General features: G+C 73.0%; 16 protein-coding genes. 5 read left to right on the top strand and 11 right to left on the bottom strand.

Features of this window, described 5'->3' with window-relative positions:
- Nucleotides 1-21 precede the first annotated feature (21 nt).
- A complete protein-coding gene (locus tag ACIQK6_RS03875; protein ID WP_329105247.1) occupies nucleotides 22-1,179 on the bottom strand; it encodes an FAD-dependent monooxygenase in 1,158 nt (385 codons plus the stop codon).
- A gap of 91 nt (nucleotides 1,180-1,270) precedes the next feature.
- Between ACIQK6_RS03875 and ACIQK6_RS03880 the strand changes: the two genes are divergently transcribed.
- Nucleotides 1,271-1,906, top strand: a complete 636-nt coding sequence (locus ACIQK6_RS03880) for a TetR family transcriptional regulator C-terminal domain-containing protein (protein ID WP_329105244.1) — start codon at nucleotides 1,271-1,273, stop codon at nucleotides 1,904-1,906.
- Here ACIQK6_RS03880 and ACIQK6_RS03885 read toward each other — a convergent pair.
- A complete protein-coding gene (locus ACIQK6_RS03885) occupies nucleotides 1,876-2,913 on the bottom strand; it encodes an NUDIX domain-containing protein (protein WP_329105242.1) in 1,038 nt (345 codons plus the stop codon). The two genes, ACIQK6_RS03880 and ACIQK6_RS03885, sit on opposite strands and share 31 nt — an antisense overlap.
- A gap of 189 nt (nucleotides 2,914-3,102) precedes the next feature.
- Here ACIQK6_RS03885 and ACIQK6_RS03890 point away from each other — a divergent pair, with 189 nt between their 5' ends.
- Nucleotides 3,103-4,089, top strand: coding sequence for a LacI family DNA-binding transcriptional regulator (locus ACIQK6_RS03890; protein ID WP_329108166.1), 987 nt, complete (start codon nucleotides 3,103-3,105; stop codon nucleotides 4,087-4,089).
- A 28-nt stretch (nucleotides 4,090-4,117) separates the two neighbouring features.
- Here ACIQK6_RS03890 and ACIQK6_RS03895 read toward each other — a convergent pair whose 3' ends face one another.
- A complete protein-coding gene (locus ACIQK6_RS03895) occupies nucleotides 4,118-4,309 on the bottom strand; it encodes a hypothetical protein (RefSeq protein ID WP_202202865.1) in 192 nt (63 codons plus the stop codon).
- A gap of 197 nt (nucleotides 4,310-4,506) precedes the next feature.
- Between ACIQK6_RS03895 and ACIQK6_RS03900 the strand changes: the two genes are divergently transcribed.
- Together ACIQK6_RS03900 and ACIQK6_RS03905 are read left to right on the top strand one after the other, a co-directional pair.
- Nucleotides 4,507-5,292 carry a WD40 repeat domain-containing protein gene (locus tag ACIQK6_RS03900; protein ID WP_402694234.1) on the top strand — a complete coding sequence of 262 codons (786 nt, stop codon included), beginning with the start codon at nucleotides 4,507-4,509 and terminating at the stop codon, nucleotides 5,290-5,292.
- A gap of 68 nt (nucleotides 5,293-5,360) precedes the next feature.
- Nucleotides 5,361-6,767: a WD40 repeat domain-containing protein gene (locus ACIQK6_RS03905; protein ID WP_402694235.1), complete on the top strand. Its 1,407-nt coding sequence runs from the start codon at nucleotides 5,361-5,363 to the stop codon at nucleotides 6,765-6,767.
- Nucleotides 6,768-6,800: 33 nt separating this feature from the next.
- Here the strand turns inward: ACIQK6_RS03905 and ACIQK6_RS03910 are convergent, their stop codons facing one another.
- From ACIQK6_RS03910 to ACIQK6_RS03935, 6 genes are all read right to left on the bottom strand, one after another.
- Nucleotides 6,801-8,099, bottom strand: a complete 1,299-nt coding sequence (locus ACIQK6_RS03910; protein ID WP_402694236.1) for a DUF6986 family protein — start codon at nucleotides 8,097-8,099, stop codon at nucleotides 6,801-6,803.
- Nucleotides 8,100-8,174: 75 nt separating this feature from the next.
- Nucleotides 8,175-8,570 (bottom strand): hypothetical protein, encoded by a 396-nt coding sequence (locus ACIQK6_RS03915; protein WP_329105236.1) that lies wholly within the window; start codon nucleotides 8,568-8,570, stop codon nucleotides 8,175-8,177.
- Nucleotides 8,571-8,649: 79 nt separating this feature from the next.
- Nucleotides 8,650-9,612, bottom strand: a complete 963-nt coding sequence (locus ACIQK6_RS03920; RefSeq protein WP_329105234.1) for an electron transfer flavoprotein subunit alpha/FixB family protein — start codon at nucleotides 9,610-9,612, stop codon at nucleotides 8,650-8,652.
- 58 nt (nucleotides 9,613-9,670) lie between these two features.
- Nucleotides 9,671-10,456 carry an electron transfer flavoprotein subunit beta/FixA family protein gene (locus tag ACIQK6_RS03925; RefSeq protein ID WP_030012969.1) on the bottom strand — a complete coding sequence of 262 codons (786 nt, stop codon included), beginning with the start codon at nucleotides 10,454-10,456 and terminating at the stop codon, nucleotides 9,671-9,673.
- A 200-nt stretch (nucleotides 10,457-10,656) separates the two neighbouring features.
- Nucleotides 10,657-11,223, bottom strand: a complete 567-nt coding sequence (locus ACIQK6_RS03930; protein WP_402694237.1) for a flavin reductase family protein — start codon at nucleotides 11,221-11,223, stop codon at nucleotides 10,657-10,659.
- Between the two features lie 279 nt (nucleotides 11,224-11,502).
- The gene (locus ACIQK6_RS03935; protein ID WP_329105228.1) at nucleotides 11,503-11,832 is read right to left on the bottom strand and encodes a thioredoxin family protein; all 330 of its coding nucleotides are present in this window, start codon (nucleotides 11,830-11,832) and stop codon (nucleotides 11,503-11,505) included.
- 236 nt (nucleotides 11,833-12,068) lie between these two features.
- Between ACIQK6_RS03935 and ACIQK6_RS03940 the strand changes: the two genes are divergently transcribed.
- Complete coding sequence (locus ACIQK6_RS03940) at nucleotides 12,069-12,791, top strand: 1-acyl-sn-glycerol-3-phosphate acyltransferase (protein ID WP_030013039.1); 723 nt, start codon at nucleotides 12,069-12,071, stop codon at nucleotides 12,789-12,791.
- Nucleotides 12,792-12,832: 41 nt separating this feature from the next.
- Here ACIQK6_RS03940 and ACIQK6_RS03945 read toward each other — a convergent pair whose 3' ends face one another.
- Together ACIQK6_RS03945 and ACIQK6_RS03950 are read right to left on the bottom strand one after the other, a co-directional pair.
- Nucleotides 12,833-13,213 (bottom strand): hypothetical protein, encoded by a 381-nt coding sequence (locus tag ACIQK6_RS03945; RefSeq protein ID WP_402694238.1) that lies wholly within the window; start codon nucleotides 13,211-13,213, stop codon nucleotides 12,833-12,835.
- A 206-nt stretch (nucleotides 13,214-13,419) separates the two neighbouring features.
- Nucleotides 13,420-13,977 carry a CGNR zinc finger domain-containing protein gene (locus ACIQK6_RS03950; protein WP_329105224.1) on the bottom strand — a complete coding sequence of 186 codons (558 nt, stop codon included), beginning with the start codon at nucleotides 13,975-13,977 and terminating at the stop codon, nucleotides 13,420-13,422.
- Between the last annotated feature and the right edge of the window lie 28 nt (nucleotides 13,978-14,005).

Consider the following 14,005-nt stretch of genomic DNA (forward strand, 5'->3'; position numbering starts at 1 on the left):
GCTCCCGGCGGGCCCTCGGGGTCAGCCCAGTGCCGGTGGTTCCCAGGCGTGGTGCCGGAGGATCATGCGCACGGAGGTGCGGGAGGGGGTCAGCCGCATCGCGGTGTTGCGCAGTGCGACCGCCAGCGGGTGGGCCAGCTGCTGGCCCATCCGTCCGGCTTGTCGTGCGGCCTTGGCGACCGCCTGGCTGCGCGGTCGGCGTTCGGCGTCGTAGCGGACCAGCGCCGCCTCGACGGTGGGTTCGGTGGTGAGCGCGGCGGCCAGGGTGACTGCGTCCTCCAGTGCCTGGCAGGCGCCCTGCCCGAGGTTCGGGGTCATCGCGTGCGCCGCGTCACCGACGAGCGCGATCCGGCCGATCGCGTACGACGGGAGCGGCGTGCGGAGTTCGCTGACGTCGTGGTGCAGTACGGCCTCGGGCCGGGTCGCGTCGAGCAGTGCAGGGATCGGGTCGTGCCAGTCGTGGAACCGCCGGCGCAGTTCGGCCAGCGGGTCGGCGAACCGCGTTCCTCGGGGGAGGCCGAGCACCGCGTGCCACTCGGCCCGGCCGTCGGGGAAGGCGATGTGCCCGAACTCGGCGCCGTGCCCCCAGGTCAGCTCGAAGTCGGTGCGCAGTGCGAGCGGCCCCGCGGTAATGGCGCGCAGTACCGCCGAGCCGCTGTGGACCGGTCCCGGGTGGGCCGGAAAGAGTCGGCCGCGGATCGCGCTGCCGACGCTGTCGGCCGCCACCACGAGGTCGGCGTCCAGGGCCGTGCCGCCCCGGACGACCCGGACGGTCCCGAGGTCGATCTGCGACACGGGGCCCGCCTCGGCGCCGGTGAGGAGCGTCCCGGTGGGCAGGGCCGCGCGCAGCAGCCGGTGCAGGGTGGCGCGGGGGATGCCCATGATCGGAGTACCCACGGCCCGTTCCAGCTCCGCGCCGTCCATCCGGGCCAGCCAACTGCCTCCGGGCGTGCGGGTGCCACCGGTGTACTGGCCTCGCGAGGCTTCCCGCACCGCCTCGCCGACGCCGAGTTCGTCCAGGGCCCGTAGACCGTTGGCGGCCAGCGAGATGCCCGCGCCCGCGTCGTCCAGCACGCTGGCGCGCTCGACGACCGTCACCTCCCAGCCGATGCGGCGCAGACCGATCGCGGCGGCCAGCCCGCCGATGCCCCCTCCGACGACCACTGCCGTACGGCCCATGTCGAACCTACCCCTTCTACACCTGTAGAAGATCGGCTCTACCCGAGCCACCACGGGGTTACTACAGGTGTAGAAAGAGACCATGGGAACCATGGCTACCGATCGGCGCACCCTCCTTGCGGACGCAGCTCTCGACGTACTCGCCGACGAGGGCATGCGCGGCCTGACCCACCGCGCGGTCGACCGCCGGGCGGCCGTACCACCCGGCACCACGTCGGCGTACTACCGCACCCGGGCCGCCCTGCTCACGGCATTGGTGACCCGGCTCGTCCATCTCGATCAGGTGGAGCTGCAGGCGACGGCCGAGCAGCTCCCGCTCCTGCGCACCGCCGGGGAACTGGTGGACGGCATGGTGGTGCTCACCCGCCGCCGGCTCACCGGGGAGGGGCGCCGCCGCTCGCTCGCCCGGTACGCCTGCACCGTGGAGAGCGTGCGGGACCCGGAGCTGCGCGAGATCCTCGTACCGCGCGAGAACGCCGGCCGCGGAGCCGTCCGGCGGTTCCTCACCGGCCACGGCCTGCGCGCGGCGGACCTCGAGAACCGCACCCACACCCTGCTGACCTGCATCGACGGGCTGGTCTTCGACCGGCTGGTCAATGGTGGCGACGTGCCGCGCGAGGCCCTCGAAGGCCTCGTCGCCGCCGCCCTGCGTCCGACAGGACAGCCGGACCAGCCGGATCAGCCGGATCAGCCGGATCAGCCGGTGGGAACGCCCGCCTCCAGGTAGAGGGGCCGGCCGCGTTCGCGGGCGCGCAGGGCCCAGCGCAGGCGTTCGTAGCGGTGCTCCGGGAGCATGCCGGCGGCCTCGGCCTCCGTGACGAAGCGCCAGGCCCGCAGTTCCGGGCCGGGCAGTCGGAGCCGGGCCGTCGCCTCGTCCGAGAGGCGGCCGCCGTCGAAGAGCAGGCGCAGCCCGCCGTAGCCGGGCGGCTGGGGCGACTCCCAGTCGACCACCAGCAGCCCGGGCGTCCGTTCCAGTACGACGCCCAGTTCCTCCGCGACCTCCCGTACGCCCGCGCCCGCGGGCGCCTCGCCCGCTTCGACGACTCCGCCCGGGAACTCCCAGCCCGCCTTGTACGTCGGATCCACCAGCAACACCCGGTCCCGCTCGTCGAAGAGCAGCACCCCGGCCGCCACCGTCTCCCGGGTGGGCTCCGGGGTCTGCACGATGTCGCAGACCTTCGCCGTCTCCGAACGGACGGCCTCCGCGATGCGGTCCGCCGTCTCCCGCGGAGTCAGCGTCCCGTTGTCGATGACGTGCGCGTCGCCGGCCAGCCAGTCGAGGGCCTGCTGGTAGACCGGGATGTGGTCGTACGCCCACTGCCGGAACCTGAGGTCGACCTCCGCGGGCTCCCCGGGTTCCTGCCGTGCCGCGATCCGCTCCCGAAGGATCGTTTCCTCAGGAGCCAGCAGCACGTGCCGCACCGGAATCCTCCGGGCCGCCAGCCCGCCGAAGATCTCATCCCGGTACTCCTGGCGCAGCAGCGTCATCGGTACGACGAGCACCCCGCCCACTTCGGCGAGCACCGCCGCGGCCGTGTCCACCACCAACCGCCGCCAGCTCGGGAGGTCCTGGTAGTCGGTGACCTCGGCCAGCCGTTTGGGCGGCAGCAGCACGCGCAGCGCGTCGCCGATGAACTCCGGGTCGAACAGGGTGCTGTCCGGCAGGATTCCGGTCAGTTCGCGGGCCGTGCTGGTCTTTCCGGCGCTGAACGTGCCGTTGATCCAGACAATCACGTCTACCCCTCTCCCCATGGCTCGTCCGGAGCCCCCAGTGGCTTGCCCGCCCCAGCCTGCCACGAAAACCTCACGATCGGCCCAGTGCTTATCCTCAAGGTCACAGCCCCGTCCGTGAGCCCCGGAGGATTCGCCACCGTGCCCGACAACCGCCGCCCGTCCGAGCCCCGCTACGGCACCCGGCCGACCATGAAGGACGTGGCGTCCCAGGCGGGCGTCGGCTTGAAGACGGTGTCGCGCGTGGTCAACGGCGAGCCGGGGGTGACCCCCGAGACCGAGCGACGGGTCCAGCAGGCCATCGAGGCCCTCGGCTTCCGCCGCAACGACAGTGCCCGCGTGCTGCGCAAGGGCCGCACCGCCACCGTGGGCCTGGTACTGGAGGACCTCGCCGATCCCTTCTACGGCCCGCTGAACCGGGCGGTGGAGGAGGTGGCCCGCGCACACGGGGCGCTGCTCATCAACGGCTCCAGCGCCGAGGACCCGGACCGGGAGCGGGAGTTGGCGCTCGCGCTGTGCGCCCGCCGGGTGGACGGGCTGATCGTGATCCCGGCCGGGGACGACCACCGCTATCTGGAGCCGGAGATGCGGGCCGGTGTGTCCACGGTGTTCGTGGACCGCCCGGCCGGGCGGATCGACGCGGACGTGGTGCTGTCGGACAGCTTCGGCGGCGCCCGTAGCGGGGTGGCCCACCTGATCGCGGGCGGCCACCGTCGGATCGGCTTCATCGGCGACCAGCCCCGTATCCACACGGTGGTTGAGCGCCTGCGCGGCTACCGTGCGGCGATGACGGAGGCGGGCCTGCCGGTGGCGCGGTCCTGGGTCTCGCTCGGGTCCACCGCCCCGGAACGCGTCGCGGCGGCCGCCGCGGCGATGCTCACGGGCCCGGACCCGGTGACCGCCGTCTTCGCCGGCAACAACCGGGTGACGGTGACCGTGGTACGGGTCCTCGCGGCGCACGACCGGCCGGTGGCGCTGGTCGGCTTCGACGACTTCGAGCTGGCCGATCTGCTCCGTCCGGGCGTGACGGTGGTCGCCCAGGATCCGGCGGCCCTGGGCCGGGTGGCCACGGACCGGCTCTTCCAACGCCTCGCGGGCGCGGACCTGACCCCGTGCCGCATCGAACTCTCGACCCGGCTGATCGCCCGGGGCTCGGGCGAACTCCCGCCGACCGGCTGACCGGCTGACCGGCCGACCGGCCGACCGATCACCGGATCAGCCCGCGCGCGACGGGCAGGGCGCTACCGGCTGCCGTCAGCCCGGCGAGCACGGACAGCGCGGGCGGGATCCCGCCGAGGTGGGTGAGTACGCCCGCCGCACCTCCGACGAGGAGGCAGACGAGGAGCACGACGGTGGTGTGCAGGGTCAGGAACGGTTCGTCGTCGCGGGGAGATGTCATGGCCCGATTCCACCGCCGCCCGGGTCGCCGGACGGCACGGGCGGAACGCATTCCGTCGGTTCCCGATCGCCCCGGAACCACGCCGATCACCCGTGAACCGCCCCGTACGGCGTGGAACGATGACTGAACAGCAGCTCCTTTCCGGGGTGTTCGGCAATGTTCCGCGCCGTCGTGTGCCTTCCCCCTAATGTGACCGCATGGAGCCGGGTACCACCTACGAGCAAGACCTCTACGAGCTCGCCGCCGAGTTGAGGCTGCTGCGGATCGAACGGGGCAACCGCTCCTACCGCGAGCTGGAGGCCCGCGCGCGACGCTCCGGCAGCGGGATCCGGCTGCCGGTGGCCACCCAGAGCGACGCCTTCAGCGGCAAGCGGCTGCTGGGCCTCGACACGCTGATGGGTCTGCTGCGGGTCCTGTACGCCTACGACGAGTTCGGCCAGGAAGTACCGGTTCCCGGGCACGATCTCCCTGAACTGGCCGCCTGGCGAACCCGCTGGCGCGTCCTGGCCGCCGCCAGGTCCGCGGCGCCCGCCCGGGCCGGGTCGCGATCGTCGCGTCCTGCCGCCCCCGCGCCACTGGCACCGCCCGCCCCCGGGCCCGACCCGACGGGGGCCGTCCTCCCATCACGTCACCCGGCGGCCGCTCCGGGCGCCTTCCACCTCGTACGGCGGTTGTCCGGTGCCGCGCCCTCCACCTCGGTCCTGGCCTTTTCGGCCGACGGCCGGCTGCTGGTCACCGCGAGCGACCGGAGCATCGAGGTCTGGGACTCGCTGGACGGCCACCGTCTCGGCGAGCTGGAGGTCCACGGAACGGCCGTCACCGCGCTGGCGCTGTCCCCCGACGGCCGGACCCTCGCGACCGGCAGCTACACCGGCACCGCACGGTTGTGGGACCTCACCACTGCGAAGGCGCTGGAACCGCCCCTGCTCGGGCACGTGGGTCCCATCCACTCGATGTCCTTCGCACCCGCCAGACCCTGCTGACGGCCGATCACCGGGGTCCGCGCCGCTGGCACACGCAGTCCCGCGAGCCGGTCGGTTCGGACCTGCCGGTGAAGGGGATCAGCGCCGACGACCGGCTGCTCGCCCTGGTCGTCCGGGCGGACCGGATCCGGCTGTGGCACATGCCGACGCCCCACTGGATCGACCTGGAGCTGCGCCCCGACACCGTCGGCGCGACCCTCTTCACCCCGGACGGAAGGTTGCTCGCCGCCGGGTGCGAGGACGGGACCGTGCGGCTCTGGGAGACGCTGGCCGGAGCCCCGGTAGGGCCGCTCCTGGACTGTGACGGCGACCCCGTCCGGAGCCTCGCCTTCTCCCCCGACGCCCGGATCCTGGCCGCCATCGGTCACACGGGAACGGTGCGGCTCTGGGAGACGGAGACCGGACAGCCGTTGGGGTCGATGCGGAGCGGGCCCGGCACGAAGCCGTGCGCCGTCGCCGTCTCCCCCGGCTGCTTCCGGCTGGGCGTGGCCGTCGAGGGCGCCGGCCCGTCACTCCACGCGGGCCCCCGTCCCCCCACCGCCCTCGGGGACCGCGTACTCGCCCGTGCGCTCGCCGTCGGGCACGCCGTACCGCTGCCGGTCCTGCAGACGGACAACGGCGTCACCCTGGGCGGCCTCGCCTTCTCTCCCGACGGGCGCCGGATCGCCGCGCTCACGAAGGACCGTCGGGTACTCGTGTGGGATCCGGCGCTGGGCGAGCGGCTGCCCGCAGAGACCGTTGACGTGGTGTCCGGCGGAGAGGCGATCTCCTTCACCGGCCCGGGCGGACGCCCCCGGGCGTGGCCCCTGATCGACGACGGGACGGCGCCACGCGCCCTGACCCCTCTGGACAAGTGGATGGCGGTCGCCCCGGACGGGGTGCTCTGCGCCGCGACGGACCGGGGCGGCACGCCGTTCCTGTGGAACCGTGTGAGCCGGACGTACGAGGCGACCCCGCGGACCGGGATCTCCACCGTTCGACTGGTCTGCTTCTCCCTCGACGGACACCTGCTCGCCCTGGCCGGGGAGAACCGGGTCGAGGTGTGGGACATCGCCTCCCGTCGCCCGCGCCCGGTCCGGCCGAGCGGCGACCGGGCGGACGTGACGGCGCTCTCCTTCGCCCCGGGCGGCCGCCTCGCGTCCGGACACGCGGACGGCGCCGTACGCCTCGTCGAGTACGAGGGCACACAGCACGGTGCGACGCTGCTCGGCCACCCCCGGACGGTCCACGACCTGGCGTTCTCGCCCGACGGCCGGCTGCTCGCCGTCGCGGGCGACCACAGCCTCGAACTGTGGGCGCCCGACTCCGGCACCTCCCTGGGTGCCCCGCTGCGCGGGCACCCGGCCGCCCTGCGCGGGGTGGCCTTCTCCCCCGACGGCAGCCTGCTCGCCGCCTCGGGTTCCGACGGCACCGTCCGTCTGTGGCTGCCGCCCTCCCCTGGGCCGTACGACGCGGCGGCGGCTCGGCCCCGGTGACGCGGGGCCGGGCCGCTCAGGCCGTCGGCGGGATCAACTGGTGGCCGTCAGGGTGGCCGAGCGGCGCGGGATGGCGAAGGCGTCCAGTTCCGCGCGGGTCAGGCCGGTGAGGGCGGTGACCTCTTCGGTGCCCACCGCGCCGCAGTCGAGCCCGCGGACCAGGTATCCGGCCAGGGCCTTGGCGGTGGCCGGCTCGTCCATCACGTCGCCCTCGATCTTGGCGACGTACGCCTTCAGGCGCGCGGCGGCGGCCTCCAGGCCCTCGCGGTAGAAGGTGAAGACGGCCGCGTAGCGGGTCGGCAGATGCGCCGGGTGCATGTCCCAGCCCTGGTAGTAGGCGCGGGCCAGGGCGCGGCGGGTCAGGCCGTAGTGCAGCTTCCAGGCCTCGTGGACGTGCTCGGTGGTGCCGATCGGCAGGACGTTGGTCGAGCCGTCGGAAACGCGTACCCCGGTGCCGGCGGCCGCGACCTGCATGATCGCCTTCGCGTGGTCGGCGGCGGGGTGGTCGCTCGACTGGTAGGCGGCCGAGACGCCGACGCAGGCGCTGTAGTCGAAAGTGCCGTAGTGCAGGCCCGTGGCGCGGCCCTGGGAGGCCTCGATCATCCGGGCAACCGTGGCGGTGCCGTCGGAGGCGACGATGGACTGGCTGGTCTCGATCTGGATCTCGAAGCCGATCCGGCCCGGGCGCAGGCCCCGGGTGGTCTCGAAGGCCTCCAGCAGCTTGACGAAGGCGCTGACCTGCTCGGCGTAGGTGACCTTCGGGAGGGTCAGGACCAGGCCCTCGGGGAGACCGCCGTGCTCCAGCAGGCCGGAGAGGAAGATGTCCGTGGTGCGGATGCCGCGGTCGCGGACGTTGGACTCCATGCACTTCATGCGGATGCCCATGTACGGCGCGTTGGTGCCGTTGGAGAAGGCCTCCGAGACGAGGCGGGCGGCGCGGGCCGCGGCCTGGTCCTCCTCCTCGTCGGAGCGGACCCCGAAGCCGTCCTCGAAGTCGACGCGGAGGTCCTCGACGGGCTCGCTGAGCAGCTTGGCGCGGACGCGGTCGTAGACGGGTACGGCCAGCTCGTCGGAGATGCCGAGCACCTTGGCGAAGGTGGCGGCGTCCGGGGCGTGCTCGTCGAGGACGGCGAGGGCCTGGTCGCCCCAGGAGCGGATGGTGTCCGCGGCGAACACGTCACCGGGTACGTAGACCGTGTGGATGGGCTGCCGGGTGCCGGGGTCGCCCGGGTAGTGGCGCGCGAGTTCCGCGTCCACCGGCGCGAGGGAGGCGCTGATGCCCTCGCTGACCGCGCCTGCGAGGCTCGTCGCCACCTTCTCCTGCTGACCCATCGTGCACTCTCCTCTTTTCCACTTCACGGAAGCTTAGATCCGCATAGCAGAATTTAGTCACGGGGTTCCGCTCCGTCAATGGTCCCCCTGCCGCCCTGGGCGAACGACCCGGGGCCACGCGGTGACACACAGCACCGCGTTGAACAGCCCGACCTCGGTGCCGAGCCAGGCCACCCAAGGGTCCCGCCGGACCACCGCGCCCACCAGCTCCTGGACGAGGTAGGACAGGACCAGCAGCACGACCCCCGACAGGAGCAGGACCAGCACCCCCACCCACCACGGGGCCGGCGGCCAGAACAGCAGCAGCACCCCGATGGAGCCACCGGCCGTCAGCGCCGTCGCCAGCCCGTGGTTGTCCTCGTCGACCAGGTCGGAGGCACCCATCAGGACGAGCAGCACCACCAGGCAGGCGAGTGCCATACGACGGGGGCCGCATACGACGAGGGCCTCCCGGTCCGGTGGGGACGTCACCGTCCACACCGGCCCCGGAAGGCCCTCGCTCGTTCGTGCAACCGGTACGCGTCGCTTCTTCGTCCCGGGGGCGGGGCGACTAGCCCTTGCGCGCCTTGATCTCGTCGGTCAGCTGCGGAACTACGGCGAAGAGGTCGCCGACGACGCCGTAGTCGACGAGGTCGAAGATCGGGGCCTCGGCGTCCTTGTTGATGGCCACGATGGTCTTCGAGGTCTGCATGCCGGCCCGGTGCTGGATCGCGCCCGAGATGCCGGAGGCGATGTACAGCTGCGGGGAGACCGACTTGCCGGTCTGGCCGACCTGGTTGGAGTGCGGGTACCAGCCGGCGTCCACGGCGGCGCGCGAGGCGCCGACGGCCGCACCGAGGGAGTCCGCGAGGTCCTCGATGATGTGGAAGTTCTCGGCACCGTTGACGCCACGGCCGCCGGAGACGACGATCGCGGCCTCGGTCAGCTCGGGGCGGCCGGTCGACTCGCGCGGGGTGCGACCGGTGACCTTGGTGCCGGTGGCCAGGGCGCCGAAGGTGACGGCGAGCGCCTCGACGGCGCCGGCGGCCGGAGCGGCCTCGACCGGGGCCGAGTTCGGCTTCACGGTGATGACCGGAGTGCCCTTGGAGACGCGGGACTTGGTGGTGAACGACGCGGCGAAGGCGGACTGCGTCGCGACCGGACCCTCGTCACCCGCCTCCAGGTCGATGGCGTCGGTGATGATGCCCGAGCCGATGCGCACGGCGAGGCGGGCGGCGATCTCCTTGCCCTCGGCGGAGGACGGGACGAGCACGGCGGCCGGGGACACGGCGTCGTACGCGGCCTGGAGCGCGTCCACCTTCGGCACCACGAGGTACTCGGTGAACTCGGGGGCGTCGGCGGTGAGGACCTTGACCGCGCCGTGCTCGGCGAGCACCGCGGCGGTGGCGTCGGCACCGGCGCCCAGCGCGACGGCGACGGGCTCGCCGATGCGGCGGGCCAGCGTCAGCAGCTCGAGGGTGGGCTTGCGGACGGCGCCGTCCACGTGGTCGACGTAGACGAGAACTTCAGCCATGGGACTGCTCTCCTGCGATTGCGAAGTGTCTGGGGGCTAAGAGGGGTGGCCGAGGTTCTTAGATGAACTTCTGGCCGGCCAGGAACTCGGCCAGCTGCTTGCCGCCCTCGCCCTCGTCCTTGACGATCGTGCCGGCGGTACGGGCCGGGCGCTGCGCCGCGGAGTCGACCGCGGTCCAGGAGCCTTCGAGGCCGACCTCGTCGGACTCCAGATCCAGGTCGGACAGGTCCCAGGACTCGACCGGCTTCTTCTTGGCGGCCATGATGCCCTTGAAGGACGGGTAGCGGGCCTCGCCCGACTGGTCCGTCACCGAGACGAGCGCGGGGAGGGATGCCTCCAGCTGCTCGCTCGCCGTGTCGCCGTCGCGGCGGCCGGTCACGGTGCCGTCCTCGACCTTGACCTCGGAGAGCAGGGTGACCTGCGGGACGCCCAGGCGCTCGGCCAGGATCGCCGGCAGCACGCCCATGGTGCCGTCGGTCGACGCCATGCCGGTGATGACCAGGTCGTAGCCGGCCTTCTCGATCGCCTTGGCGAGCACCAGCGAGGTGCCCATGACGTCGCTGCCGTGCAGGTCGTCGTCCTCGACGTGGATGGCCTTGTCGGCGCCCATCGAGAGCGCCTTGCGCAGCGCGTCCTTGGCGTCCTCGGGGCCCACCGTCAGAACGGTGATCTCGGCATCGTCGGCCTCGTCGGCGATCTGCAGGGCCTGCTCGACGGCGTACTCGTCGAGCTCCGACAGCAGGCCGTCGACGTCGTCACGGTTGACGGTCAAGTCCTCGGTGAACTGCCGGTCGCCCGTGGCGTCGGGCACGTACTTCACACAGACAACGATCCTCAGGCTCACGCCGGCTCTCCTACCGCATCGTCTTTTCTGGTACCGCCTTATGCAGGCAGCATAGGCGCCTTGTCGGGCGGATCCCGGTCGGGGCGGCCCGCGCTCCGAAGGGAATGTTACTCGCCAGTACACCGTGGGTCCCGCCAAGTCGCAAGGCTGGCGAACTGTGATCTGCCCAACGCCGCCCAACCCTGCCGAGCAGGGACGATTCAGTCGCGCAATGCGTTGAAGCGCCCCTGGTGGTACAGCAGGGGACGGCCTTCCCCGGCCGGATCTCCGACGACCGCCTCAGCGATGATCACACGATGTTCACCGGCGGGCACACGCGCGACCACCCGGCAGACCAGCCACGCCAGTACGCCGTCCAGCACCGGCACCCCGTGCGGGCCGCCGGCCCAGCCGGTCGGCGGGCCGAAGCGGTCGGCTCCGCTGCGGGCGAACAGGCCCGCCAGCTCCCGCTGGTGCTCGCCCAGTATGTGGACGCCCAGGTACTCGCTGTCGCGCACCGCGGGCCAGCTGGAGGCCCCGGTGGAGATCGTGAAGGACAGCAGCGGCGGATCGGCGGAGACGGAGTTGAGGGAGGTGGCGGTGAACCCCACCGGGCGCCCGCCGTCCTGGGCGGTGATCACCGCGACCCCCGCGGCGTGCTGCCGGAAAACCGAACGCAACAGGTCGGGCGAGCCGGTGCGGGCCGCGTCGGTGGCCGTTGCGGCGCCGGAACGGAGGGAACGGGGGGACGGAGCCGTGGGGACCGTCGGGACCGTCGGAGCAGTCATCAGGGGTCTGCCTTCTGCCGCGGGACGCGCGGGCACTGTCGGGAATCGGGGGCCGGGCTGTTCAGTGGCCCCGACAGCGCGCGCTCGCGTGGCGGACGAGGTCCACATGGACCCGTCCGTAGAGCAGGAGTTCATACCGCATGCCGCCAGCGTGGCGATCTCCCGTGGACGCAGTCAAGCGAGATCGGGCAGATGTCAGGCGCGTCACGCTGCGTGCGGGCGCGCGCACCGGCGCCCCCGGCCCCGCCACATCGGGCCGCCCGGCGGCCGGGCCGCGCGTCATACGGCGGCCCCGAGGGCGGCGATCACGTCCACCTTGCGCGGCATTCCGGCCGCCCGCCGCACGATCCGGCCGGCCCGGTCCAGGACCAGCACGGTCGGGGTCTTCTCGATCCCGAGGGCCCGCACCAGTTCGAGCCGCTCCTCCGCGTCGATCTCGATGTGCGCCACCCCGTCCACCATCGCCGCGACCTCGGCGAGGATCCGCCGCGTGGCCCGGCAGGGCTGGCAGAAGGCGCTGGAGAACTGCACCAGGCTGGCCCGCTCCCCCGGTTCCGAGCCCAACTCGGCCGCGCCCAGCCGGGTCCCCCCGTCTTCCTGCCCGAGCACCCGCGCTCCCCTCACCGCATTTCGTCCGCGTACATCATCCTCGTACGCTCGTCCGTGGATCGGAGCACCCCACGGACCCGCGACATTCCCGGCGTGATGAGAATCTCCCCGGGTAGGAGCTTCTGGACTGGCCAGCGGGCCGCGTATGGGGCACGATCCCCATGGTCGCGTACCTACGCTTCCGTAACTTCCGGCCGGGAGCACCTCCCCAGGCAGAAAGCGGGGTCTCCCCCACCATGGCTGAGCTCGTCTACCCTCCGGTGATCGGCGCCGCGCACGGTCTCTTCCGCGCGCTGGACATCCGTATCGACATGAAGGGCACCGAGAACATCCCCCGCAAGGGCGGTGCGGTCCTGGTGTCGAACCACATCGGATACCTCGACTTCATCTTCGCCGGCCTGACGGCGCGGCCGCAGAAGCGACTGGTCCGTTTCATGGCCAAGGAGTCGGTGTTCCGGCACAAGGTGTCCGGTCCGCTGATGCGCGCGATGAAGCACATCCCCGTCGACCGCAAGCAGGGCGAGGCCGCCTACCAGCACGCCCTGGACTCGCTGCGGGCCGGCGAGATCATCGGCGTCTTCCCCGAGGCGACGATCTCCCAGTCCTTCACGCTCAAGAGCTTCAAGTCGGGTGCCGCGCGCATGGCGCAGGAGGCCGGGGTCCCGCTGATCCCGGTGGCGCTGTGGGGCACCCAGCGACTGTGGACCAAGGGCCGTCCGAAGAACCTCAAGCGCAGCCACATCCCGGTGACGATGCGCGTGGGCGAGCCCGTGGAGGCCCCGGCGGACCAGTACGCCGGCGCCATCACCCGTCGGCTGCGCGAGCGCGTCCAGGAGCTGCTGGACGCCGCGCAGCGCGCCTACCCGGAGAAGCCCAAGGGCGCCGACGACTCGTGGTGGCTCCCGGCCCACCTGGGCGGAACCGCGCCGACGGCGGCCGAGGTCCGCGACGCCGGCTGATCGCCTCCGCCCGTGGCGCGGGCCTCCCGGCCCGCAGGCCCTCAGGGCCGGGCACCGCTGGGCGGCCCACAGGGAGCGGCGAAACACTGCCACTGCGGCTCCCCGTCCGGGACGCGCACCCCGACGTCCCCCGTGCCGTAGGGGTCCCATCCTTCGTGGGGGTCCGCTTCCGGAACGGTGTTGCCGGGCGGTTCGCACGGGGCGGCGAAGCACTGCCACTGCTGCCCGCCGCCCGGGACGTGCACCCCGCCGTCGGTGGCGTCCGCCACGACTCCGTGCGGCGCCGTCGGGGTGGTGGCGAAAGCGGACGTGGGTACGAGCACGCCTCCCGCGGCGATGGCCGTCGAGGCCACCAGCAGGGCGAGACGTCGGGGTCGGGGTTGAGAGCGGGGTCGGGGTCGAGGTCGAATGGGGTGGGTCATGGCCGTTCTCCTCGTGAAGGAAGTCGGAATGATCCCCTCCAGTAGGCCGCGCCCGGCGGCTCCCGTCATGCCCCTGGATCTCGTGACTTGACGGATCGAAGGGCCCCCGGTTCGACCCGCCCGCCGGTGTGCGCGAGCGCACCGCCGTAGCCGCCGGGGGCGCCCTTGCCCAGCCCGGCCCGGAGCGGGCGGGTCGCACCGGGGGCTCAGTCCTGCGCCTCCAGCCTCCGGCGGCGGTGGGCCGCGACCCTCGCCCGCGTGGCGCAGGTGCCGGAGCAGTAGCGGCGCGTGCTCCCCGGTCCGGTGGCGAGGAAGAACCGCCCGCAGCCCGCCGCGGCACAGGCGCCCCAGGCGATCCGCCCGTGCTCCGTCAGCAGCTGGGCCAGCGCGAGGGCGCCCGAGGCGAGGAACCAATCGCCCCAGCCGGCCTCGTCGCCCCGGTCGACGTGCAGGTGCCAGGGGTAGCCGTCGTGCCGGGTCAGGCGGGGGCGGGTGCCGTACTCCACGAGCAGCGCGTTGAGGGCCTCGGCGGCGCGGTCCTCGTCGACCTCCCCGAGCACCTTCCCCATCCGCCGGGCCGCGGCGCGCAGTTCGGCCGCGCTCGCCTCGGGGAACGCCTCCTGCGTGAGGTCGGCGGGCCGCTCCCCGTGCCCGGCCAGTAGCTCCGCGAGGGCGGCGCGCGGCAGTTCGGGGGTCGCCCGGACCGCTTCGGCGAGGTCGATCAGCCTCCGGGCCGCCGAGAAGCCGCCCCGCGAGTCACCCATCCGCACGTCCTTTCGCCATGCACGCGCA

The organism is Streptomyces sp. NPDC091682 (genome assembly GCF_044756625.1).
GTDB lineage: Bacteria > Actinomycetota > Actinomycetes > Streptomycetales > Streptomycetaceae > Streptomyces.